The sequence below is a fragment of the Lysinibacillus sp. G01H genome (genome assembly GCF_028872195.1).
Classification (GTDB): Bacteria; Bacillota; Bacilli; order Bacillales_A; family Planococcaceae; genus Lysinibacillus; species Lysinibacillus capsici.
The window spans coordinates 2,018,306-2,040,776 of the sequence record NZ_CP118397.1 but is presented as its reverse complement, the minus strand read 5'-3'; the positions used below and the strand labels follow the sequence as shown (position 1 = coordinate 2,040,776).

Here is a 22,471-nt window from a genome sequence, read left to right as displayed (position 1 = left end):
AATTTCTGTTTCAGACGTACTCATTCTGGAGGGTGTGCGGTGAACCAACCCGTTTGCGTTGCTCCTCCCGTAGTCGCCGTTTTCCAACCCAATCAACTTTGAATCTGCTTCTTCATTTTGTTGGATATTCATATTCTTTTGGTTGCCTGCAAGACTTCTTTAACATAGGCAATACTGCCCCAAAACTTTGATAATTTTTTCTTGCTTCAGTCAATGTTAAGCCATGGTTTTGGTCACTTGCCTCTACATTACTTTGAATAAACAAATCTATCTCCCAAAAACATACGGGACAAATATAAGCAAGGGCCTCGCCATTATTCGGAATTGTAATAAACTCGCAGCAAGGGCATGGTGAATTTCCAACTACTATATCAGATTCAATGTCATGTTCGCAGTTAGTTGTATCATCGTAGTTTATGCTTGGTAAGTATTGATTTGTCTTATTTTCTTCGTTTTTCATTTTTGATAGACCTCCAACAAAAATTGGTTAAAGCCTTCAAATACTCTTTACCTAAGTTCTGGAAGAACAATCTTTCACTTTTCATTTTGATAAAATACTATGATTGTAATCTCTTATTACTGAGCATTCAGTTAGCCATCAACGAAGGGCAAAATTAGCATGTCTCCATAGACAATGGAAGATGATTGAGTCCCTTCATGGAAGTTTAATTTCGTTATTTGTGAGTTAAAGGTGTTTCTGGTCTATTAGAGCAATATTTACAAGTAGGGTCACTACATTTTGATTCAGTCCAACTATTACAATTAGGACAAAAATAAGAATCAAAATCATCGTAATATACTAAATTATAGTTGCATTTAGAACATTTATCTTGTTTAATTTCACCATAAAATTCAAAATCATCTATCATCACTTTGCCATAGCCTTCTGTTATTTTCATAAATAACCTCCTTGAAACAATTTAATCGATAATTGTATAATTAATAACCATTCTAACATATATTATCCAAATATTTTTCAAATATATTACATTAATTTCCAACAATCTGTTTCGTTATTTGAATAAAAAAAACGTGCAAAAATTTTTGAATTATTGATAAAATTAAACCATTAATCTATTGGAGGACATAATGAACACGAAACAATTAAATGAGCAATTTTATGCGAATGGAGAACTTGTTGGTACTGTCAATCATTGCATATGTGAGGATTGTATTTTTTATGCGGAGCAAATTATGAAAAATAATATGCTTATCGAGTTTTTACATAGTAATGGCCTTGATCCACGAAAAGCTAATGAAGTTTGGTGTTACATGGAGAAAGATGGGTATAAACATTACACGATTGATTTTTTTGAAGTGTATGCAGATAAGGAAGAAACGCATACTGTTGGCAACGCAAAAATCACATTTTACGTGAACATCTACGCTGAAAAAGAGCAGCTTCCATACGGATGCACAATAGATGCTATTTTTAAAATGTAGTGTAACTGTAAAAATCTCCAAAGCATCGTTTTCGAACCTTTCGTTAAAGAATGTTCCTCAACAATCTGGCCCGTTTGTTGAACGCAAGTCAAACAAAGCTCTTCAAACTAAATTACCATTGGTCTTCAAGTCAAGACTCTGTTAGTTGAAGCGTATTCAGGACATGGCATTACTTTATTAATTTTTCTCCTGTTAAAATTTTATAGAGATTTTCTGAATCTCGCTTTGCTAATTCCACATATTTATCGCTGTCCGTAACAATTTCTAAATTTTCACCATTTTGGCTAACCCAAAGCGAATAATAGGCTATTTAGTTTTCGCTACTGTTCTTAAATAAAAATTGAAATTGGTAGTCCGCATATAGCGTGCCATTTCTACTTTTTTATTTATCCAATTAGCATTTTTCACTATATCAATCGCTTTTTCCACTTGTTTTTTTGATTGAATTCTTTAAAGTCTTCAAAATATTTTCTTCACCACTTCGTTTTTGTACAGTTATTTTTTGCCCAACCATTTCATTCAAACAACCCGAAGTAACTAACAAAACAGCTAGTAGAGAAAAAAATAATATTATATTTTTCAACATATGGCCTCCTCATATGCTAGTAACGATGTAAACTTTCTATAAAGGCCTCTGATTCCTCAGCTATTCGCTCATAGTCAATACTATGAACATAATGTGAAGAATCTAACTCAATTAATTTACCTTTATCAATCCTATTAATAAAGTCATTTTGAATTCCATTCCACTTTTGATTGTCAAAACCAGTCCCCTCACCATTCGATGAAAACAAAAGTATAGGAATGTTCGGGATTCCCACTTTTTTGACTTTTTGTGCATTTGCTTTTATATGATCTATTTCATTAACCATATCTTTAGTCAATGTTCTTCGATAAAAAATTACTTTATACAACTCTTTCTCTTCGTCTGTTAAATTCCCATATTTTATTGCGTCACTTTCTGATAGTTTTGGAATCCATCTGATCAAACCAGTCTTAGCAGTAAAAGCACCTAATCGAACGAGGAACATATTGATAGATATTTCTTCATATACAGCAGGAACAGCCATATCTAATCCAATAATAGCTTTAATTTCATCAGGGTAGTCTTGCGCCCATTTCAAGGCTTCAATGCCAGACATCGAATGAGGGAATAAAATATATGGACCTTCAATTTCTGATTTAAAAAGTGCCTCTTTTGTTTCAGCTAGAATTGTATCAATATCTCGGTCAATATCTGTGACTTCGCTAAATCCATAACCTGCCTTTTCAACAACAACAATTTTATATTTATCGCTTAACAAAGTATAAAGAGATTTAAAATCTAATGCAGGTGAGCTCGTACCACCACCAGACATAAAAACAAGGGTATCTTCTCCTTTTCCTTCTGTATAAACGTGCATTTGATGACCATTAACTTCTACAAGTTGCCCAGTTGGAACAAATCGTCCCTCTTCTTTTGATAATTGTATTTTATGATTAATAAAGCTCAAAGTAAGAATCAACACCAATAATGAAATAATAATTGTAAATATAATTAACATAATGCGTTTAAATCCTCTTTTCATATTTCTCACCTATATTCTTCATTTTATAGCAAATTTGCTCTCTCCTTTTTTAATATTTAACAGATAAATTCGCACCTATATTTTGACTATTTCACTGCCATCAATCGTTCCTGCATTTTATACACAATCAAGTTTCGGTCCTTTTACACACGTAATATTTCATAACTGCCTGAATGGTTAAAATGAAACTAATCAAAGTCGATAATAAAAGCTCCATTGCTTCATGCTGATTCCATATAAGCCCATATCGCATGAACAAATAAAAACCGCTTGCCAATGCTTGGCAGGCAAATAGACTTCCCCAGATCACTGCCTTTGACCTTTTATAAGCATTACTACCCCTTAAATACTTCATATACAAAAAACAAACAACACCTATACCTATAATAAACAGTGATGTCTGCGCAAAGGATGTTGTCACAGTCATCGGTTCTTCGTGTGGCATATCCACATAGAGAAGGTTTCCAAGGTGAATTATGTTAAAGCTCAATAGACAAATTAACACATATAAAAACAATAGCCATTCGGCAATTATTATGAACCATTTCATTATTGCCTCAACCATCCTAGTCTAATAACCTTGTATTCTTTATTTGCTAAATATCTACAAAAGGGACAATAATGATCTCTCGCTATAAAAATCGCACGGTACATTTCTGACCAGGGAATGGTATCTTCACAGCCATCACATTCTACATAAAGATCAGGTAGTAAACCCTTATCTAACAAGACATCCCACTGCGTGTTGGTTAATTGATCATGCCCATTTTTTATAACATCTATAATGATTGCCAATACTTCCCCATCATAAATTCGATTTGACTTCACTAATTCTGTTAAATAAGCCATACATTCAGTTGGTTCACTTATGATTTTTTGCTTTAGCTTTTCCCTTAGCATGTAACGCCCGCTTTCTTTTCTAACTTTACTTGCAAACCTAAAACACCACTCTCTAATTATGTAAAAAAATAAAAATTAAGTAAATGAAAAGCCTTCTTCTATAAAAGTAATTTACAAGTATGTTTTCAGCATTTTTTAGAACCATAGGGTAAATACCATTTCTCCTTTCTGCCAGCACACATATTATAGGTTGTAGAAAGGAGGGATTTTCAGTGGGATACAACGGAAACGTAGGTAACATGAACAACAGCTGCTATTATGGCGGCGACTCTGGCGGTGGCGGCTATTACGGTTCAACATTCGTATTAATCGTCGTTCTATTCATTCTTTTAATTATTGTTGGCGCTTCTTTCATGTACTAATCATCCCAATTAGCACCTAACCTTTTACAGACTCCTAAAGTTTGTAAGGTCATACTAGCTATTTTATAAGGGTCACTTTACCAGCCTAGTGACCCTTTTCCTTTTCAGACAATCGTGCGATAATCAAATCAGAAAAGGTAAATTTGAGGTGAATTCTACATGTTGAGAGTAATTAAAGCATTGCTAGGCATCGCATTGATTATGGTTGGCCCTTTGTTGATTGTCATTACGGTTGACGATACTGTATTTCTCAAAAATATATTATTAAGAATCATTGGTGGTCTGTGCGTTTTACTGGGCGTTCATTTATTACATAGACAGTTTCATCCGAATTCATACACAAGTAAACCCACGAGCTCCAAATAAAGAGCACTTGGGTTTACTTATTTAGAAAAATATTATTCCTTGGCAAAATATTTTGGGTCTATTTGAAGAAGAATTGTATTCATATCATAAAAATTTCCTGATTTAAATTTTTCCTCATGAGTAAACCCTTGTTGATTTTGAATAAATGCTAACCATTCCTTTTCTAACTCACTACTACTCTTTCCGTAAACTTCCTCTAATTTTTGCGCTAGTTCTTTCTCGTTGTATATATGTTCAAACTTTTCGAGTCCGTAGGTATCAATTAAGTATTTAACAAATGATGCCGCATGCGTGTAGCTCATCTCCATCATGACTCGATTCTGTTCTTCACTTGAAAGTGCTGGGCGAAAATAGACATCATCTTGATTTGGATCAATTAACTTACTAATGGGAATTAACTTATCTGAATCCAAATAATGCTTCATGTATTTTTCAAAGTATAATTTATTTTTTCCATATTGATCCTCCATATAACTCGCAAAACCCTCTTGTGTAAAATAGCCATGGTCTGATCCGAAATTGTTGCCATAGCCAAGTAAAGAATGGGTCATTTCATGGACTAGTGGATAGATATCTTCATTAACACCAGTTAGTTCGATTTTCGATGCAAACCCCCAGGAGAGACCGTCTTCCTTAAACCATACGTTAATGTGCTCTGATGGCGTGTAGGAAGTATGTATAGAATCCTTTATGTGGTCGTATGCTGTCACAATTTCATCCTTTATAGCCTCTACTTTATCTTGTGGAACACCCATCTCATTCTTAATCTCAAAGGTTATCTTGCCATCCTTTGTGACCACCATATTTTCATCGTTTTGCTCTTCCTGTATTTGTTCTTTAGGTTGAACGGTTTCTGCTGTACAGGCTGTTAGTAGCAATGTACAAAGAAGGATTGTGCCTCTCCATTTAGCCATAATTACCTCCTAAAAAAGTATTTTCCATTTTATACGAAACTAAAAATCCAAAAGTTTCATTTTTAAAAGAAAAATAAGGAAAAATTAGACAAAATTATTTATAATGGTAGTAGACATGGCAAAAAGGAGGTCGCAATGAACAAAAGTACATGTATTCATTACAACCCACGCTATGGCTGGGATCTAAATAGTGATGCAAATTTAGAAATGCGGTTATTCGCCAAAGCACAACGAAGACAAGTAACTATTCTGAGCTATGGATGTGACTTAGATCATCACACCATTAAAAAAATTGCACGGCACTACCTCACTAGGAAAAAATTTGACGAAGCCGAAGAAACATTAGAAATAAGATATGATACATATGATGCTAATTCAAGTAAACACGAAGAGAGTCAATACTATTGGAAAACCTATTTCATTAGTGAAAGAACATTAGCTGCTTTCCTACAAGCGCTACGTCGATTATCTGGTATACATATTCACTGTGAATTTAATGTGCGGGGACATTTTGAAGTAAACCTAAATGGTGTGGAATTTTCTACACGTGTATTAAAAGCCCTTGATTATCCATCTATGTATAAGGAAGATTTAATTGGACGCTATCTTTTATTTATTGATACAGAATCACCTGACAATGAAATAATACGTCATAAAATACACTTGCTCCCTAAAGAGCTGCAAAGTCTCTCTCTTCCCTTAGACAGTTCACAGCTCCAATGGCAACTATTAGTAAAGGACTGGATAACAGCCATTCTTCGCTACGACGTGTAAATTTTAGCATATGCAAGATGATGGTCTATAAAACCAAGTATTATTATCATATAAATAGAATTAGTGTTAAGCGAATTCGTTTAACATGGCACCTCCCGATTTGTTACTAAGGGGCACTTCCAACCGTGTCCCTTCTATTTTTTTGCCTATTGCACACTTCATCGCCATCCAATACATAATGATGGGACGTAGATTTATGTTAGAAGTTATTTTAAATTTTTTATCGAATACCTATGTTGATCAAAATATAGCAAGGCAAAATGATTGGTTCCACACCATTTATTATGATGAACCGTATTGCAACTTATTTTTGCCAATCGACATGTCAGAAAATACCTTCAATTGTTTGTATAACCTATACTCGAACACCTTTACTTCGATCATACATACTTCATTCCATAAAGGTAACAATACAATGCATTAGGGAAAGATCACAAAGAGGTGTTTGGAAGAAAATGAAAAAGATTTTACTTTTTTTTATATTCTCCCTTGTACTAATTACTTCATTTCAAACAATACCCGCTTCAACAGCTGAACCAACACAGGATTCTAACGAGCTGAGATTGCAGGATATGCTCATGCTTTTGCTTACTCCTTATATTGAAGAAGATTTGACCAATTATTATTCAACGATTAGGAAGGATGTTTCCCCTCATATTACGCCATGGAAAATTGAAGTAATTGATACAAAAAGAAATCATTTCCGAGGCTTTAACATGCAAATTACATTTGAAATTGAACCTACGGATGGCGGACAATGGATTCCTATTGGAAGGGATCAAATGACCTATGAAATTTCTTCAGGACCAGATGTTAAATTGATTCATCACACGCATCTCAAAACGTATAAATATCCGCCTGAATAATACCTTCCCATTAAAATCATAGACTTGTCCCTTTATTGAATGTCGTGCGATTTTTTCATCTTTGGCAGATAAAAGCACCCCGTCAAAGCTAGATTTTTTTGATGGGGTATTTCATCGTTATACTAAACTTTACTGTTGGTAAACTATCTATTTATTTTCTATCTCTTATTTCTTCTATTATTTCTATTATGCGATTGTTTTGCCTTTCAATCGATTTTAACTTTTTCTCTATTATGCTTGAAGAGAAAAACACAATTAGTACAATTGCTATTCCAATTAGTAAATCCATTTTAATTCCCCCACTGTTTATTTATGTAATTTCACTTCATCCTACGTAGATTTCAAAAGAAAAAGATGGCTCTATACGGAGGCCATCTTTAAGTAAGGTATCCATGGTTGTGTACTAATAATGATAAACAACAATGAATTACCGAATTCGTGCCTTGCGGAAGCTGTCGAATATACTGATTGCCGCAGATACAACAAATATAATAATTATGCCGCCAATTAGCCATATTTCAAATTGCTTAGTAGATGTGGTAAATAATTTACTCATGTACGTGATACTTTCTTGGTTCATTAAATTCGGATTACTTACTATCACAATGAATACAACGGTTGCGAAAAGCTCCACAATTGTATTAAAGATTGCCACTTTCCTCGTCCATTGCCCTTTCAGTAGTTTATAGAGAGCTAACCCAATTTCGAGAGCAATGACAACGATTACAATGGGCCAATAACGAAGTAAAACATCCTGATTTAAAGCTGGCGTTACGAATTTGAGACCCTCTCCACCACCTTCATATATACCTAAAAGATGATTTGCATAAAAATATAGTGTTGCCCAAATGGCCGTCCACATTAAATAGCCAAATACTTCAAGCTTGGTAATTGCTTTTTTCTTCGGAATATAAATGACGGTTTTCAAATCCTCAGGAGTCCATTTTTTAAGACTTGCTGATAATGGATGCTGCTCTTTTCCTTTATCTGTTCGTTCCAAAATGACGAATACAAGTGTTAGCCAGAAAAAGACATGTATGCCTACTTCAATGATCCTCCATATTCCTTCACCCATCATATTGAGGACAGCATTCATAACTGCTTCTTCCCCACCAAATCCAATAAAATATTCAGCAATCATGGAGATGACCGCAATGACAGCGGCAATGGGAATAATCATTTTTAGTAGCGAGAGGTATACATCAAAATAGCGAGGGCCAATTAAATGCATTGGTTGATCACGATAACCGCTCGCTAACGCCGCTGGGTTCCCTAACTTTTCCAGCACTTCCTTTACATCATGCTCATTGTAATCATCAGGCAGCATATCCCCAATGGTTGATTGTAACTCAAGTGCAATATCCTCACGATTTTTTTCAGGCAGCCTCCGCGTGACTTCTTGAATATAAATTTCAGTCAGATTCATCTTTATCCTCATCTCCTTTTAGTAACTCATAAAGTTCTTTTGAATTATTAATCCATTCTCGTTTCAATTGCAAAAAGACGTCTAATCCATATTCACTTAATACATAATACTTGCGGGGTCTACTCTCAGAGGTTTCCCAGCTACTTGTCACTAACTCTTGTTTTTCTAAACGGCGAAGCAATGGATATAAGGTACTTTGATCGATGTTAATGCCCGAATCTTCTAATAATTGAACAAGTGAATATCCATACTGCGGTGTTCGTAATTGACTTAAAACGGCTAATGTCAGTGTTCCTCTCCTAAGTTCTGTCATTAATGAATTCAGTAACGTACTCATTTACTCACCTCAATTTCACTTACTATATGACATACACTGTATAACTTATACTATGTATCGTACACTATTGTTGTTACAACAACAAGCAATTTTATTTTCCTTTATAGAAAAAAAGCTGTTTTTCAACACAGGAGTCTTTGTCTCTTTTACAGATACTTGCTTTCTACCAATTAAAAAGAAAGGGCAAAATTGATAGCAACCACGTTCCGTTAATTAAAGGTCCAATCACTGAATTATCGTCAAATTTCCAATACATAACATTTCAGACATTAGTCTGAAGACAATCATTGATGTTAGACGGTATATTGTATTTATACTTTTTAACTATAAAAGTATTAGGAGAAATCCTAGACAACCGTTACGTATAGAAAAAAATTACTACTAAAACGTTCAAGTATCTTAATTTATAAAAACTATACGTAATGTGTTTGTTAGTTTTGTACTTGAAAAATTACCAGCAGGTATACATCTTGTACAACGCAGCGTACAGTGATGTTTTTTTTATGCGATTTTTGCTATGAGCAAAACTGTATGTTCAGACCGATTAACTATTTATTAATAAGGAAATACAAATGTGTCGAGGTGACTTCTATGAAAGAGAAAATGCATTTTACAATTTTAAGTAACGATTCAACTGACGGAGATGGAGGTTACGGAGTAGGTACCCTTGATCTAAATAATGTAACGTCAATTATTATAGATTGTGAAAAAGAGCACGTGTTTATAGATTTAGACGCCTTACACGGACGAAGTAAAATTGAAAAAAAAGTTCGTTTTTCCCCTGACCTAGCCCATGCTAGCAGCGATTATTATCGTTACTGGATAGTTTGGGTAGCGATTAAGGTTAATCAAAATGGCCCCTATTATGCGGGATGTACCGCAAGTGAAGTACGGGTATCAAAGGAAGAACGTCGTATTAAGCTTGGCTATAAATCTTTGCCAGAGCAGGTAAATTTTTTAGATAAGGCACTGAAAGGGAAATTTCTTTTGCAGCATATGGATAGTCATTCAAAAAAGCTACTTTATCAGTTTTTATCTGAATTTAATGAAGCGTATTGGAAACACTCACCCGAAGAATTAAAACACCAGTTGTCTGTATAGGAGGATTTATAATGGCATTTGTAATTACAGAATTATGCAGGGATGAAAAAGCGGCTGTCTGTTTGGATGTCTGTCCAGTAAATTGCATTGTTATGACAGGTACCCAATATGTAATTGATCCAGATCTTTGCATTGATTGTGGCGCTTGTGAATTAGTTTGTCCAGTAGAAGCGATTTATTTTGAGGACGAGTTGCCTTCTGAATATCAGTCAGCTACACTGCTAGCACGAAATCATTTTCGAAATTAGCATTGTCTTTATCCCTTTAAATTGAATAGAAGCGAGAAAAAGTCGATTTTCTATATAATAAGAAATCGACTTTTTCGTATGGCTTACTTGATAATGACGAATTTAGCCTAACTGGCGTTTAAATTGTTTAATGGCGAAAAAATAAGCAATGACCATGATGCCGATGCACCACATAAGAGCGAGCCAGATATCATTACTAACAGAGCCTTCATATAAGAGGGCACGAATTGCATTGACGATTGAGGTAACGGGCTGGTTCTCAGCAAACGCACGGATAATTGTAGGCATGGTTTCCGTGGGAACAAAGGCCGAACTGATAAAAGGTAGGAAAATAAGCGGGTATGAGTAAGCTGTTGCCCCCTCCATCGTGCCTGCTGCCAATCCAGGAATGACTGCCAACCATGTCAGTGCTAGCGTAAACAGCCCTAGTATGCCAGCTACCGCAAACCAATTAAAGAGATCCGTACTAGAACGGAAACCCATCAACAACGCAACAAGGATAACAACTACAACAGTAAGCGCGTTGGAAATAAGCGAGGCCAACACATGAGCCCACAATACAGACGAGCGCTTGATGGGCATGGCGATAAAACGTGCCATCAGCCCACTCTTTCTATCTGTAAACAACCGCGCGGAAGTGTAAGCGCAGCCCGATGCAATTGCCATCAGCAAGATTCCTGGCAATAAATAATTAACGTAGTTGGCTGTACCTGTGTCTATTGCGCCACCAAATACGTAGACAAATAGTAGCATCATGATAATTGGCGTAATCGCCACCGTGATTATTGTATCAGGACTGCGCATAATGTTACGCATTAAACGCCCTAGCAATACCCATGTTTTACTCTTCATTTAAATCTCCTCCTTTTTACCAATGATGGCGAGGAAAATGTCCTCCAGTGTTGGCTGCTTCTCAATGTACTCTACTTTCGCAGGTGGGAACATCTCTTTAAGTTCTAGAAGGGTGCCTGTCGTTATCATTTTTCCTTCATGTAGGATGGCAATACGATCCGCCAGTTGTTCGGCTTCCTCCAGGTACTGGGTCGTTAGCAAGATGGTCGTGCCACCATCGGCAAGCTCCTTGACTGTTTCCCAGACTTCCATTCGTGCTTCAGGATCAAGCCCTGTAGTTGGTTCGTCTAGAAATATAACTGCTGGCGTCCCAATCATGCTCATGGCAATGTCAAGTCGGCGCCGCATCCCGCCAGAGAAATTGTCTGCCCGACGATTGCCTGCATCTGTCAGGCTGAATCTTGCGAGTAGATTGTCTGCGGTTTGAGCGGGATTGGAAACCCCTCGCAACTTGGCAATCATGATCAGGTTTTCTCGCCCTGTGAGCGTACCGTCTAAAGTGGCGAACTGCCCTGTCAGGCTGATGCTCTGACGAACATGATCTGGTTGATGCTGGACATCAAAACCACAAATCGCTACTTTGCCACCATCAGCCTTCATCAATGTGGAGAGAATATTGATTATCGTCGTCTTCCCTGCTCCATTTGAGCCTAACAATGCGAAAATTTCGCCACGCCGCACCTCAAAATCCACGCCCTTTAAAACTTCCTTTTCTTTAAAAGATTTATTTAACCCTTTTACAGAAATCGCACCTTCAATCATCCTTTTTCCTCCCTTTTTTTGCAGAGTAGATTGCCCTTCCTTAACTACTCAGTCTGACTGATAATCTGTATAACTTAGTACCACTTGAAATTAAAACTGAATAGCGAAGGCAACAATGAACAAGTAGCTATTCAGTCGGTATTACTGACCCATTTATTTTTTTCCTAATCGATTTAAAATGCTTTGGTTTAAATCTTCACGATACTTGGCGATATAGGTTTTTGCGTTTGCCACTAGCTCATCAGCAAAAGACGCTACATCTTCGCCAGTGATTTCCAGCACTTTCCTGCCTTCTGCTGCCCCAGCCTCGAACAACTCGATCAATTCATATTGCATATGCAGCATATCCATCCCATTACCCACTGTGAAATTCCACATGTAGTTTTGAATTTTTTTAAACACAAATTGGTAATCCTCTGGTAGTTGTTCGACCCGTGCCATCATCATCTTGTACTCTTTTTTATCACCCATCATTTTTTTGAACAATTCAATCACGATAGTTTCCTCCTTTGTATTATCAAGCTAAAGATCAGACGCATTATCATATGAAACTAAAAAGACTTTAGAGCATTGATTTTTGACGAGATAAAATCCCACTTTTCCCAAAATAATTTTAGTTCGTCACGTCCAGCCTCATTAAGTGAGTAAAACTTGCGGGGTGGTCCCATATCTGATGGTTTCTTTTGAATATTCACCAGTTTTTTTTTCTCTAAACGCACGAGGATGGTGTAGACCGTCCCTTCCACGACTTCAGTGAACCCTAACTCGTTCAGGCGTCGAGTAATTTCGTATCCATAGGTTTCATGACGGCTAATGATTTCCAGTACGCAGCCTTCCAGGGACCCCTTCAGCATCTCTGTTAAATTTTCCATATGCAGAACCACCTCTATTTGCTTTACTATTCTGTACAACTTAGTACTTAGGTAAAATTTTTTCGCTTTCGAGAAGCTATTAAGTATTACTTATTACAACTACATAGTAACACCGAGTAGTTTGGGTGTCAATTACTTTTCTTATAAATTTTCTGATACCACTATTCAAGAAAGAAAAAAGAGCTGCCTACGCAACTCCATATTCTTTCATTAAAATTTCAAATCTTATCAGGCGACTGACAACAATTTAGATATAGGGAATTTAACTGTCTTAACCTTTTTAAACATTTACCTTCCACCTACCATGTAATAGGCAAAGATGATGTGAAATATAGGATACCATCTTCTATTTTTCATGCTACTTAACGATTGCTAAAATATCCTTTGGCTCATAAAAAACGTAATCTGCCTCCTCAAAGCCAGTGGTGGATTTGGCTCCCCAATGGGCAAGGGCAAATTTAGCACCTGCCTGCTTTGCGCATTGAAAATCATAGATAGAATCACCGATATAGATGGCCTCTTCTGGTGCTACCTGTAATGCGTCCAGACATTTTAACAGCGGCTCTGGGTTTGGTTTATGCTTTTCCGTATCACTGGCACTTACAATATGTTGGAAATACTCACTTAACCCAAACGGCTCAAACTCATCCACTACCTCTTGCGCTGTTTTAGAAGTGACAATACCCAATTGTAGCGGCTTTGTTGCAAGGTGCTGAATAACTTCCTCTAGACTTTCGAAAACAGCCACTTCATGTGAAAAATCCAGCACAGCCGCAGACCATTTCTGATGCACAGCCTCTATGTCATCCACGTTGAGCCTCTGCAATGCATCTTTTCCTGGGATGCCTAAAGCAAATCGTAGCGCCTCAAACGGATAGTCCTGTTGTGTTTCTTCTCGTAAGGTTCTTTGCAATGACTGTAAAATCGCTTGCTCTGTATCCAAAATCGTTCCATCTACATCAAATATAATCGCTCTTAGCATGTATTCCCCTCCTAGTTAAAGCACGTTATTTACATATGTGCATAATTGCTGATACATTTCTTCTTCATAATCCTTCTGGCCTCTTATAAATTTCTCCTTTAAATTATAAAAACATATTTCAAGATATTCCTGATTATGATGCTGTTGAAAGGGTTTCCTATCCTTTACTGGGCCTAAACCCTTAAAGTAGTTATTCTTTTTTTCGTAGGTTCGAATTTGGTAACCCCGCTTCTTCATTTCATCCATGACTTTTTCGGTATACAAATACAAGTCTTCTTTCGGGTATTCGTATATATAGTTAATCAGTATATGCTGATCCTCTTTCGCAAATATGCTATTTAGCTCTCTCCACTGCGACAGTAGTTGTCCTTTTGGTAGATATGCAATTAAATCTATATGCCATAACCTCATGTGCCTTCTCCTTTCTATTAATCAACCATTAATGTAAAATATTACTTACTATGATGCTAAAACTGACGGAGGGATAGTATGGAAATAAAAACTGCAACGCTCGATGAAATTCCACAAATTGAGCGTTTATACCAAGAGCTTTTTTTTGAGATGTCCATTCTTCAACCTAAATATATCAAACCTGCCAAACAAGATGCCAACTTTATCAGGTTTACGATCATTGAAGATGATTCAGATATTTTAATCGCAACATTCGAGAACGAAGTAGTAGGCTTTTTGCTAATTCAAGAAACAACGACCCCACCCTATACTTGCTTGGTTGAACACAAATATGCTTTTATTGTGGATGTGATTGTTGGCAAGCATTACCAAAACAAAGGAATTGGCTCTGCTTTATTAGATGAAGCGAAAAAATGGGCAGCCTATCGTCACTTGGACTATTTGGAGTTAAATGTATTGACTGAAAATAAAGGCGCTAAATCCTTATATGAAAAACACGGGTTCAAGGATACGAACCAGACCATGCGCTTAGAATTTTAAGTATGTGATGAGAAAGAAGGGATTTCAATGGAAGAAATGAAAACCGTACAAAAGAAAGCCAACCTCGTCGTGCCTGTCTTTATTGGCATGGGGTTAGGTGCGTTTATCGGTTTACTTGCCTATGTAAAGGATTGGCTATAAAAAAATAGACAAAGCCCCTCAAACTGCTTTGTCTATTTTTCAACACTATATTAGTTTACTTTCTTTCAGTAAATCATAAATGATTGTATCCTTTGTTTTATGAATACCCAATTTACCGATTTGCTTTAAGATAAATGGTGCATCAATATCTGTTAGTTTTTTACCATCCAGCAAACGAGCCGTTGATGCTAATAATGTGCGAACATCAAAGGCAGACGCAAACACCTCTGGCACACCTCGGTCAATCCTTAATAGTTGATAGACTGCCTCCATCGCCGTTCTTACGGAATATTCTGTAGTAAAGACAGTGTCTCTTGCTGTTTCACTGAAGTTGCCAATAAAGGCTAAATTAGCAGACCCTTCTGGCACAACAAGTGGACGATCACCCATTGCTCTTGGCATGAAATAAGAGGTGATGTAAGGCATATAGCATGGAATCGTATTGCAAGAATTTTGTGCAATGTCTGGAATTTCATCCACTGGTACACCCATATGGTATAACCACTCTTGTGCAATTTCAATGCCTGTACATTCCGTAATACTTTTTTTAATAAAATCACCTGGCTTGTTTGATAGTAAGCCATAAATCCAAACAACTAATTGGTCCTTTGGTTGATTTTTAAAGTGAGGTTGTCGGTTCAATGTATAGCTTAGCATCCAATTAGAATCGGTAGCTGTGACAATTCCTCCTGTTACGACCTTACCAGCGTATGGGTCCCTTTTACTGATTTTTTCAATATACGGAGCCACTCGATCATCTAATGTTGTCAGGGTAGCGGAAACAAACCAGCTTTCCTCTGGCAGATTATCGCAGAACTTTTCTGGTCGACCAAATTCTTCACCTTGGGCAGCGATATTTTTCCACAGGGACCAGCTGCCACCTAAATCTTTATTGATAGGGGCTGGCGTATTATTATCCCCGTATGTTGTACTTTCTGTAATACTACCATTTGTCACAAACACGAACTCATTTTCTGTTAGTTCAATATTCTTTTTCACACCATCTTTTCGTAACACCAATGTATGAGCTACTTTTTTGTCTCCTACCCTATCAACTAAAACATTTTCTACAACCGTATTATATTGGAAATCGACATCATGACTTTCTAAGTATTTAATCATTGGCAGCACGAGCGATTCATACTGATTATACTTTGTAAATTTCAAGGCCGATAAATCTGGTAATCCGCCAATATGATGAATGAAGCGCATAATATAACGACGCATTTCCATCGCAGAATGCCATTTTTCAAACGCAAACATTGTGGACCAATAGAGCCAAAAGTTCGATTCAAAAAATTCATCTGAGAAAACCTCTGTGATTTTTTTATCCTCTAATTGTTCCTCAGGTGTAAAGAATAATCTAATCATTTCTTCTGAGGATTGATCCGATAAGGTGAACTTGCCATCATCCTCAAGTCTTTGGCCTCTGTCCTTCATTAATCGACATTTTGAATAATTAGGATCCTCTTTATTGAGCCAGTAAAATTCATCTAAAACCGAAGCATTTTCTACTTCTAACGAAGGAATGGAACGGAATAAATCCCATAAGCATTCAAAATGATCTTCCATTTCTCGTCCACCGCGAATAATAAACCCTCTCGTTGGATTAAGTATGCCATCAAGACTTCCTCCTGAAATATCTAACTCTTCAAGAATATGAATGTTCTCACCTTTCATTTGGCCATCACGAATTAAAAAACATGCTGCTGACAGTGAGGCTAGACCTGAGCCAATCAGATAAGCAGATTTTTCATCGACTCCCTCAGGTTTTTTAGGACGTGCGAAAGCTTCATAGTTACCATTGCTGTAATACATATTACCGCCTCCTAATTTATTATTCTAATATAGAATATCATAGGTTATCGGCTAAATGGTAAAATGAGCTAATAATTAACAAAAAATTCAAATCCGATAATTGTTCGTTAATTTATCTCCCCTTCTCATTGGACAAAGCAAGTGCTTGTATTTTTATAAAAGAGAACCATAGAGTAAATAATTGTTTTAATCCCCTTAACTCTGGCCTTAAAAAGAAAAAACCACTCCAGTACGTTGATATTAGCTTTGCATAATTATTATCTCAATAAATCTTTTTTTAAACTTTATTCCCTTTTTTATGTTTAGCCAATTTTTCGAAACCCCGTTTAAAATTACCCGTAATTTTAGCTAACAATAGCTGGACTTCCTTTATCTGCCCCTCCACCTGCTGAATTTTTGCTAGTAGACGCTCAGCCTCTTTCTACTTGACGATTTTAATTTGCTTTCCTTCATAACGTGAATGGCTCCTCGTTTAGTCTATTACGTTTATCGATTTCACTCACAGCTTCATACCCAATTTCTTAATAAATCAATTAAAAATGAATCTTAGCTTACAACTTTTTCTATTTTCAATATATCATTATTAACATATATTATATAAATATGGTATTTTTAGTAACACTTCCAGCATAGTGATAAGGAGAGATGTATTTATATGGAATGGTTGAATGTACAAACACTTATTTGGTTGTTTCCTATTTTATTTATTATCCATGATTTTGAAGAAATTATTATGGTAGAGAAATGGTTACAAAATAATCGTCATAAGCTGTATGAAAGATTACCTCCAAAAATAGCCGATAAAGTGGTAAAACAATTTTCAATGAGCACCGCACAATTTGCTGTTGCTGTATTATTTATCTTCTTGTTTGTCAGTCTCTCTACCATTCTGGCTAACTACTATTTTCTAAACGGAGTCGCTTTAACTATTTATTTTTTCACAGCTGTCACACTTGTTTTCTTTATCCATGCTTTTACCCATATTGGACAATCGCTATTTTTTCGTTCTATCACACCAGGAGCGATAACATCAGCCATCATTATTATTCCCTATAGTATTATTTTATTTAAATCTTTGTTTACTAGTGGCATCCTTACTTGGCATATCGTTTTACTAAGCCTGCCTTTTGGTATACTATTTTTCCCAATTGTCTTTACTGCGCATTGGATAGGAAAAAGAGTGATATAGATTCATGTTCATGAAAAGACAGAAAGGAGGCAGTAGAATGGCAAAAACTCCGATTTATTTAAAATTGATGATTGGGATTGGGATGCTTATTATTCTAGCCTTGTTGTACTTTTTAAAAGACCATCCTTATTACTTATGGGTTAGGTGGACAGGTAATATTTTATTGATCTTAGGCATTGTATGGATGCCGTTTACTAAAGAAATCGATAAAAAACATGTAAATTCTTAGCAGGAGTAAACCTTCTGCTTTTTTTACGGTAAATTTACCTACGATTATAATAAAGTGATAAAATCAGATAAAAAAGAAGGTCTTTGTATGTTAGAAAAACTAAATGTATTTCTCCAAAAATACATTGCGATCCTGACACCATTAAGCTTAATTGTAGGTGTATTCTTAGAAAGCATTGGACATCATTTATTATTCCTTGTCTCCTGGCTATTTGCCTTCATGACATTCTCAGGAAGCTTACATATGAAATTTAAAGATGTAAAAATTTTCATGAAGCACCCAGTACTCATTTTATCCTCCATCCTTTTTCTTCATCTCTTGATGCCTTTATGGGCATATTTCTTATCCACCGTTTTGTTTGATGACCATTTGTTGACTGTTGGTTTTGTCTTAGCGGTTGCACTCCCAACAGGCGTAACGAGTGTTATTTGGATCAATATTTGCAAAGGGAACTTACCGTTAGGCTTATCGATTATTTTAATTGATACCCTCCTTTCTCCCATCATCCTCTATATCGTTTCGGGTGAAAAAATTGAGTTGGATGTGGCATCCCTGATTCTGAAGTTACTATGGATGATTGTCTTACCCACGATTTTAGGTATCTTAGTGAATGAACTTTCGAAAGGAGCCATCCCCCAAAAAATCGGTAAAAAGCTTGCTCCTTTTTCAAAGCTATGTTTATTTGCGGTCATACTGATTAATAGCAGTGCCATTGCTCCCTACTTAAAGGATATCAACATGCATCTCTTCTTCGTGGTGCTTTTAGTGTTCTTGCTTGCAGTCTCAGGCTATCTATTTGCTTACCTCATTGGTCGATATCTGTTAAAAGACGGTCCACAAATGGCAACCTTTGTTTTTACGGGTGGCATGAGAAATATTGCTGTCGGTGTTATCGTAGCCACAACATACTTTCCAGGTAAAGTCGCCATGCCTGTTGTGTTCGGTATGCTGTTTCAACAGATACTAGCTTCCGTTTTTAGTAAGATGGTGAATCCTTTGTATAAACCAAATAAGAGCACCGTATAGACGGTGTTCTTATTTTAGGTTTGCACTTATACTAAATAGAAGAAGCTTTTATTTACATTTGAAGGGTGTGCTAATATGTCATACAATTTCCAACTTACCTCACCAAAAATACCTCCGAATCTTGACAAGGCAAATTTTCAGGATATTTTTTATGAGGAGGAACCCTATTTAACAAATTGCATGATTACGGATACCGTCATTGATCAGGATGTTGAACGATTAATCGTCTCTAATGTTATCTTTAAAAATGTCACATTCATCGATTGTACCTTTCAAAAAATTGATTTAACGGACGTCATTTTTGAAAACTGTGATTTATCTAACACTAACTTAAGTGAAGGCATCATTCATAGAGTGGCCTTCAAAAACTGTAAATTATTAGGGTTGAATTTAACTGAATCGAACCTCGGCAATGTTTCATTTGAAAATTGCCTTGCAAACTTATGCAATTTTCCTGAAGTGCGCTTTAAACAAGTGCTATTTGATAACACCTCCCTGCAAGGTGCGAATTTTTATGATTGTTTACTAAATAAAGTAGCGTTTCAGGAAAGTGATCTAAATGATGTGGATTTCTCCCAAACTTCCTTAAAAGGAATAGACATCAGTACATGTAAATTTAAAAGACTTCAAGTAACTCCAGAAAGTTTAAATGGGTGTGAAGTCTCTACTGAACAAGCGATCGGTTTTGCTTCATTATTAGGATTGAAGGTTAAATACTAGTTTAAGGGCTTAAAAATTGAAGCGCTTATCCTCGGATAGCGCTCAATTGTTGTAATTTGTAAAGCTTCTATTTTATCGTCTTTAGAATTTTATCCTTCTCTTTACAGGCTATCCCCCTAATTTGCTGGGCTATCCTTCACTTTAAGCGTTCTATCCGCTTCTTTTTCAGTTCTATCCGACACTTTTAGAATTCTATCCTTCTCTTTATAGGCTATCCTCCTACTTTGCAGGCCTATCCCTCACTTTAAGCGTTCTATCCGCTTCTTTTTCAATTTTATCCTCCACTTTTAGAATTCTATCCTGCTATTTACAGGTTATCCTCCACTTTAAATGCAAGGCGTCTGATAGCATAAATTATCGGACGCCTTGTTTGTTTGTTATTAAATTCATATTATTATTCGACCGACAGCCTTTTATATAGCATTTCTATATGTTCTATTCCATCTTCTAAATAAACATCTGATGTCTTTTCAAATCCGAAGCCCTCATAGAATTTTAGCAAATATGCCTGCGCAGAAATGCGGATTGCGTCTTCTCCAATATCATCTAGAATGTAATCAATTGCTCTTTTAACCATTTCCAGAGACAAACCCTTTTTTCTGTATGTTTGCTTTGTTAACACTCTTCCGATTGCCGCTTCTTTATATACTATTCCTTTGGGAAGAATCCTTAAATACCCAACTACCTCTCCTTGGTCTTCACCAAATAAATGATAAGCATTTTCGTCTTTTGAATCGATATCCTGATAGACACACTCTTGCTCTACAACAAAAACTTCCGCACGAACCTTCAGTATCTCATATAGTTCTTTTACTGTTAATTCATCAAATTTTTTTATCTTCCAATCCACTTTTATAGCCTCCTTATACTATTCAATTTCATAAAGTATAGCAAAAGTAGAATAAAAGTGGATCAGCTCCTTTTAATGTAAAAGATTAAACTACATATCTATCTAGAAATTTACTTGCGTCACTATTAAACTTCCATAGGATTCCGAATTCTAACTGATATGTTTTACATCTCTTCTATGAGCAGTTTTCGTTTGGCTAATATCACCATATCATCCATCTCAGACCGTCAACTCATTTTCTAATTTTATATTCGTCACCTCTTGTAGAAGTCGTTGAAGGACAGCCGCAAAAATGGCGATAACCAATGAAGCAAAAATGATGAGGAGTCCCACTATTCCAAAAGGAGGATCCATTTTGTTTGTTATAAAATGAAAAAGTGGTGCACCTAATACATGCAAGCCACTGATTATTATCGCACACCACTTTATGTACTTTAATGCTTTTACAGATAATTCCGAGAACGCGGTATTCGCTTCAATGTACCGTAAAAGATTAAAAGCCTGATAGAGAGCAATGTAAAAAGGTACAGCCGATCCATACATCACAATGAAAATGAGATCGTTCATTGGGTAAAAATTCGGATACAAACTCGATGCAAAATGAGCCATTGGTGGTAAAAAAAATATACACAGGGCAAAAATGACCATACCAGCTAGAAGAATTATCACCTTTAAGAAAGTTGTTAATCCTCGTTTACCATTCACATAAAGCACCTCACTTATTTAATGACACTATAAATTTAGCACACAATTTATTGATTAACAATAAATAATAATTGTTTTCAATTATATTATTATTGTTATTTATATATTTGACATTCATTGAAATATTCACAAGAGCCTTACTACATTAGATTGTAGTAAGGCTCCATAAAGTTATTTAAAAAGCATTTGACTTTCCCCTGCACAGGAAACTGTATACTTGCATTAAGTTATTAGATTGGAGGTGATAGTTTGTTTAAAATCAGTGAATTTTCTAGGCTAAGCAAAGTATCTTTAAAAACATTGCGCTATTATGATCAGATTGGCATATTAAAGCCAAGAAAGGTGGACCATGATACTTGCTACCGATACTATTCAGCAGACCAGCTACTAGAGCTTAATCGAATCTTTCTCTATAAGGAATTGGGGTTTACCTTGCCACAGATTATACGCTTACTCCACGAAGATATTTCGTTAAAAGATATACAAGGGATGTTTAAGCTGAAAAAAAGTGAGATTCAACATATTATTCAGACGGAACAGGCCAAGCTTGCACGAATTGAAGAACGTATGCAACTTTTAGAACGAGAGGGTCAGGTGGAATCAGATCAAGAAATCCGCATCAAGGCAGTGGATGCTCAGCAATTCCTTTCTTTGAAAGCACGCGGGAGAGAAGAAGATATTCCAGATCTGTTTCGTACATTTAATCAATTACTCACAAAGGAAATGCGCCAATTAGCTCAAAGTCCTCAGGTTGTTTTATGGAAAGAAATAGAGGAGAAAGAAGATGAATTTGAATTTGAAGTCGGCTATTTTTTAACCAAGGAACTTCCCTCATTCCCTGATACATTTCAACTACGGACTCTTCCGCCTGAGCCGATGATGGCCACAATGACCTTTCGCTCAGATTCTAACTTTGCTTGTACAGCCTGTGTTGATTTAGCGAAATGGATTGTAGAAAATAACTATCAAGTCAAGGAAAACGAACCAGGTAGAGAAATCTATTTACCATTATCTACAACCCAGAACGTCCAATTAATGGAGATACAAATACCTATTATAAATAGCTGAA

The 22,471-nt window shown here is 36.1% G+C and carries 31 protein-coding genes; 12 read left to right on the top strand and 19 right to left on the bottom strand.

The genetic code is table 11. The features are described from left to right. Positions 1 to 112: 112 nt before the first annotated feature. Together PSR12_RS10205 and PSR12_RS10200 are read right to left on the bottom strand one after the other, a co-directional pair. Entirely contained in the window at positions 113 to 460 is a 348-nt protein-coding gene (locus PSR12_RS10205) for a CPCC family cysteine-rich protein (RefSeq protein ID WP_221679869.1), read from the bottom strand. A 214-nt stretch (positions 461 to 674) separates the two neighbouring features. After that, positions 675 to 899, bottom strand: coding sequence for a toprim domain-containing protein (locus tag PSR12_RS10200; protein ID WP_004228499.1), 225 nt, complete (start codon positions 897 to 899; stop codon positions 675 to 677). A 190-nt stretch (positions 900 to 1,089) separates the two neighbouring features. Between PSR12_RS10200 and PSR12_RS10195 the strand changes: the two genes are divergently transcribed. Next, complete coding sequence (locus PSR12_RS10195) at positions 1,090 to 1,443, top strand: hypothetical protein (protein ID WP_221679871.1); 354 nt, start codon at positions 1,090 to 1,092, stop codon at positions 1,441 to 1,443. 412 nt (positions 1,444 to 1,855) lie between these two features. On the opposite strand, the gene PSR12_RS10190 is transcribed toward PSR12_RS10195, so the two are convergent. The 4 genes from PSR12_RS10190 to PSR12_RS10175 form a co-directional block, all read right to left on the bottom strand. Next, entirely contained in the window at positions 1,856 to 2,026 is a 171-nt protein-coding gene (locus tag PSR12_RS10190; protein ID WP_221679873.1) for a hypothetical protein, read from the bottom strand. Positions 2,027 to 2,045: 19 nt separating this feature from the next. Beyond that, entirely contained in the window at positions 2,046 to 3,011 is a 966-nt protein-coding gene (locus PSR12_RS10185; protein WP_257522034.1) for an alpha/beta hydrolase, read from the bottom strand. Between the two features lie 127 nt (positions 3,012 to 3,138). Next, a complete protein-coding gene (locus tag PSR12_RS10180; protein ID WP_257522033.1) occupies positions 3,139 to 3,561 on the bottom strand; it encodes a hypothetical protein in 423 nt (140 codons plus the stop codon). Beyond that, positions 3,561 to 3,911, bottom strand: coding sequence for a hypothetical protein (locus PSR12_RS10175; protein ID WP_221679877.1), 351 nt, complete (start codon positions 3,909 to 3,911; stop codon positions 3,561 to 3,563). Before PSR12_RS10175 ends, PSR12_RS10180 begins: the two co-directional genes overlap by 1 nt. Positions 3,912 to 4,150: 239 nt before the next feature. Between PSR12_RS10175 and PSR12_RS10170 the strand changes: the two genes are divergently transcribed. Next, positions 4,151 to 4,273 carry a YjcZ family sporulation protein gene (locus PSR12_RS10170; RefSeq protein ID WP_081456919.1) on the top strand — a complete coding sequence of 41 codons (123 nt, stop codon included), beginning with the start codon at positions 4,151 to 4,153 and terminating at the stop codon, positions 4,271 to 4,273. A 398-nt stretch (positions 4,274 to 4,671) separates the two neighbouring features. On the opposite strand, the gene PSR12_RS10165 is transcribed toward PSR12_RS10170, so the two are convergent. Further along, a complete protein-coding gene (locus PSR12_RS10165) occupies positions 4,672 to 5,553 on the bottom strand; it encodes a gluzincin family metallopeptidase (RefSeq protein WP_274773019.1) in 882 nt (293 codons plus the stop codon). A 135-nt stretch (positions 5,554 to 5,688) separates the two neighbouring features. Here PSR12_RS10165 and PSR12_RS10160 point away from each other — a divergent pair, with 135 nt between their 5' ends. Then, the gene (locus PSR12_RS10160) at positions 5,689 to 6,327 is read left to right on the top strand and encodes a hypothetical protein (protein WP_274773017.1); all 639 of its coding nucleotides are present in this window, start codon (positions 5,689 to 5,691) and stop codon (positions 6,325 to 6,327) included. A gap of 455 nt (positions 6,328 to 6,782) precedes the next feature. Then, positions 6,783 to 7,193, top strand: coding sequence for a DUF3888 domain-containing protein (locus tag PSR12_RS10155; protein WP_221679883.1), 411 nt, complete (start codon positions 6,783 to 6,785; stop codon positions 7,191 to 7,193). 151 nt (positions 7,194 to 7,344) lie between these two features. On the opposite strand, the gene PSR12_RS10150 is transcribed toward PSR12_RS10155, so the two are convergent. From PSR12_RS10150 to PSR12_RS10140, 3 genes are all read right to left on the bottom strand, one after another. Then, complete coding sequence (locus PSR12_RS10150) at positions 7,345 to 7,482, bottom strand: hypothetical protein (RefSeq protein ID WP_221679885.1); 138 nt, start codon at positions 7,480 to 7,482, stop codon at positions 7,345 to 7,347. Positions 7,483 to 7,620: 138 nt separating this feature from the next. Further along, entirely contained in the window at positions 7,621 to 8,619 is a 999-nt protein-coding gene (locus tag PSR12_RS10145) for an HAAS signaling domain-containing protein (RefSeq protein WP_274773014.1), read from the bottom strand. Then, positions 8,606 to 8,956: a PadR family transcriptional regulator gene (locus PSR12_RS10140; protein ID WP_016994532.1), complete on the bottom strand. Its 351-nt coding sequence runs from the start codon at positions 8,954 to 8,956 to the stop codon at positions 8,606 to 8,608. Before PSR12_RS10140 ends, PSR12_RS10145 begins: the two co-directional genes overlap by 14 nt. Positions 8,957 to 9,547: 591 nt before the next feature. Here PSR12_RS10140 and PSR12_RS10135 point away from each other — a divergent pair. Together PSR12_RS10135 and PSR12_RS10130 are read left to right on the top strand one after the other, a co-directional pair. Then, positions 9,548 to 10,057, top strand: a complete 510-nt coding sequence (locus PSR12_RS10135) for a YwhD family protein (RefSeq protein ID WP_274773012.1) — start codon at positions 9,548 to 9,550, stop codon at positions 10,055 to 10,057. A gap of 11 nt (positions 10,058 to 10,068) precedes the next feature. Next, positions 10,069 to 10,305, top strand: a complete 237-nt coding sequence (locus PSR12_RS10130; RefSeq protein ID WP_221679891.1) for a DUF362 domain-containing protein — start codon at positions 10,069 to 10,071, stop codon at positions 10,303 to 10,305. Positions 10,306 to 10,407: 102 nt separating this feature from the next. On the opposite strand, the gene PSR12_RS10125 is transcribed toward PSR12_RS10130, so the two are convergent. The 6 genes from PSR12_RS10125 to PSR12_RS10100 form a co-directional block, all read right to left on the bottom strand. Continuing rightward, the gene (locus PSR12_RS10125) at positions 10,408 to 11,157 is read right to left on the bottom strand and encodes an ABC transporter permease (RefSeq protein ID WP_274773009.1); all 750 of its coding nucleotides are present in this window, start codon (positions 11,155 to 11,157) and stop codon (positions 10,408 to 10,410) included. Next, on the bottom strand, positions 11,158 to 11,919 hold the full coding sequence (locus PSR12_RS10120) for an ABC transporter ATP-binding protein (protein ID WP_221679893.1): 762 nt from the start codon (positions 11,917 to 11,919) through the stop codon (positions 11,158 to 11,160). Positions 11,920 to 12,072: 153 nt separating this feature from the next. Next, entirely contained in the window at positions 12,073 to 12,414 is a 342-nt protein-coding gene (locus PSR12_RS10115; RefSeq protein WP_036080890.1) for a DUF1048 domain-containing protein, read from the bottom strand. 56 nt (positions 12,415 to 12,470) lie between these two features. After that, complete coding sequence (locus PSR12_RS10110) at positions 12,471 to 12,791, bottom strand: PadR family transcriptional regulator (RefSeq protein ID WP_004228545.1); 321 nt, start codon at positions 12,789 to 12,791, stop codon at positions 12,471 to 12,473. Between the two features lie 358 nt (positions 12,792 to 13,149). Continuing rightward, positions 13,150 to 13,773, bottom strand: a complete 624-nt coding sequence (locus PSR12_RS10105) for an HAD family hydrolase (protein ID WP_221679894.1) — start codon at positions 13,771 to 13,773, stop codon at positions 13,150 to 13,152. Between the two features lie 15 nt (positions 13,774 to 13,788). Further along, positions 13,789 to 14,184, bottom strand: coding sequence for a pyrimidine dimer DNA glycosylase/endonuclease V (locus tag PSR12_RS10100; RefSeq protein WP_274773004.1), 396 nt, complete (start codon positions 14,182 to 14,184; stop codon positions 13,789 to 13,791). Positions 14,185 to 14,262: 78 nt separating this feature from the next. Here PSR12_RS10100 and PSR12_RS10095 point away from each other — a divergent pair, with 78 nt between their 5' ends. Then, positions 14,263 to 14,724: a GNAT family N-acetyltransferase gene (locus PSR12_RS10095; RefSeq protein WP_004228553.1), complete on the top strand. Its 462-nt coding sequence runs from the start codon at positions 14,263 to 14,265 to the stop codon at positions 14,722 to 14,724. A gap of 186 nt (positions 14,725 to 14,910) precedes the next feature. On the opposite strand, the gene PSR12_RS10090 is transcribed toward PSR12_RS10095, so the two are convergent. Next, a complete protein-coding gene (locus PSR12_RS10090; RefSeq protein WP_274773002.1) occupies positions 14,911 to 16,683 on the bottom strand; it encodes an oleate hydratase in 1,773 nt (590 codons plus the stop codon). A 655-nt stretch (positions 16,684 to 17,338) separates the two neighbouring features. On the opposite strand from PSR12_RS10090, the gene PSR12_RS10085 reads away from it, so the two are divergent. From PSR12_RS10085 to PSR12_RS10070, 4 genes are all read left to right on the top strand, one after another. Then, a complete protein-coding gene (locus PSR12_RS10085) occupies positions 17,339 to 17,872 on the top strand; it encodes an HXXEE domain-containing protein (RefSeq protein WP_274773000.1) in 534 nt (177 codons plus the stop codon). Positions 17,873 to 17,909: 37 nt separating this feature from the next. Further along, on the top strand, positions 17,910 to 18,101 hold the full coding sequence (locus PSR12_RS10080) for a hypothetical protein (RefSeq protein ID WP_257522023.1): 192 nt from the start codon (positions 17,910 to 17,912) through the stop codon (positions 18,099 to 18,101). 87 nt (positions 18,102 to 18,188) lie between these two features. Then, a complete protein-coding gene (locus PSR12_RS10075; protein ID WP_274772997.1) occupies positions 18,189 to 19,127 on the top strand; it encodes a bile acid:sodium symporter family protein in 939 nt (312 codons plus the stop codon). 75 nt (positions 19,128 to 19,202) lie between these two features. Beyond that, a complete protein-coding gene (locus tag PSR12_RS10070) occupies positions 19,203 to 19,847 on the top strand; it encodes a pentapeptide repeat-containing protein (RefSeq protein ID WP_274772995.1) in 645 nt (214 codons plus the stop codon). Between the two features lie 394 nt (positions 19,848 to 20,241). Here the strand turns inward: PSR12_RS10070 and PSR12_RS10065 are convergent, their stop codons facing one another. After that, complete coding sequence (locus PSR12_RS10065) at positions 20,242 to 20,697, bottom strand: GNAT family N-acetyltransferase (RefSeq protein WP_274772994.1); 456 nt, start codon at positions 20,695 to 20,697, stop codon at positions 20,242 to 20,244. 219 nt (positions 20,698 to 20,916) lie between these two features. After that, complete coding sequence (locus PSR12_RS10060; RefSeq protein ID WP_274772993.1) at positions 20,917 to 21,402, bottom strand: DUF2975 domain-containing protein; 486 nt, start codon at positions 21,400 to 21,402, stop codon at positions 20,917 to 20,919. Between the two features lie 249 nt (positions 21,403 to 21,651). On the opposite strand from PSR12_RS10060, the gene PSR12_RS10055 reads away from it, so the two are divergent. After that, positions 21,652 to 22,470, top strand: a complete 819-nt coding sequence (locus PSR12_RS10055; RefSeq protein WP_274772991.1) for a MerR family transcriptional regulator — start codon at positions 21,652 to 21,654, stop codon at positions 22,468 to 22,470. Position 22,471: the final 1 nt, after the last annotated feature.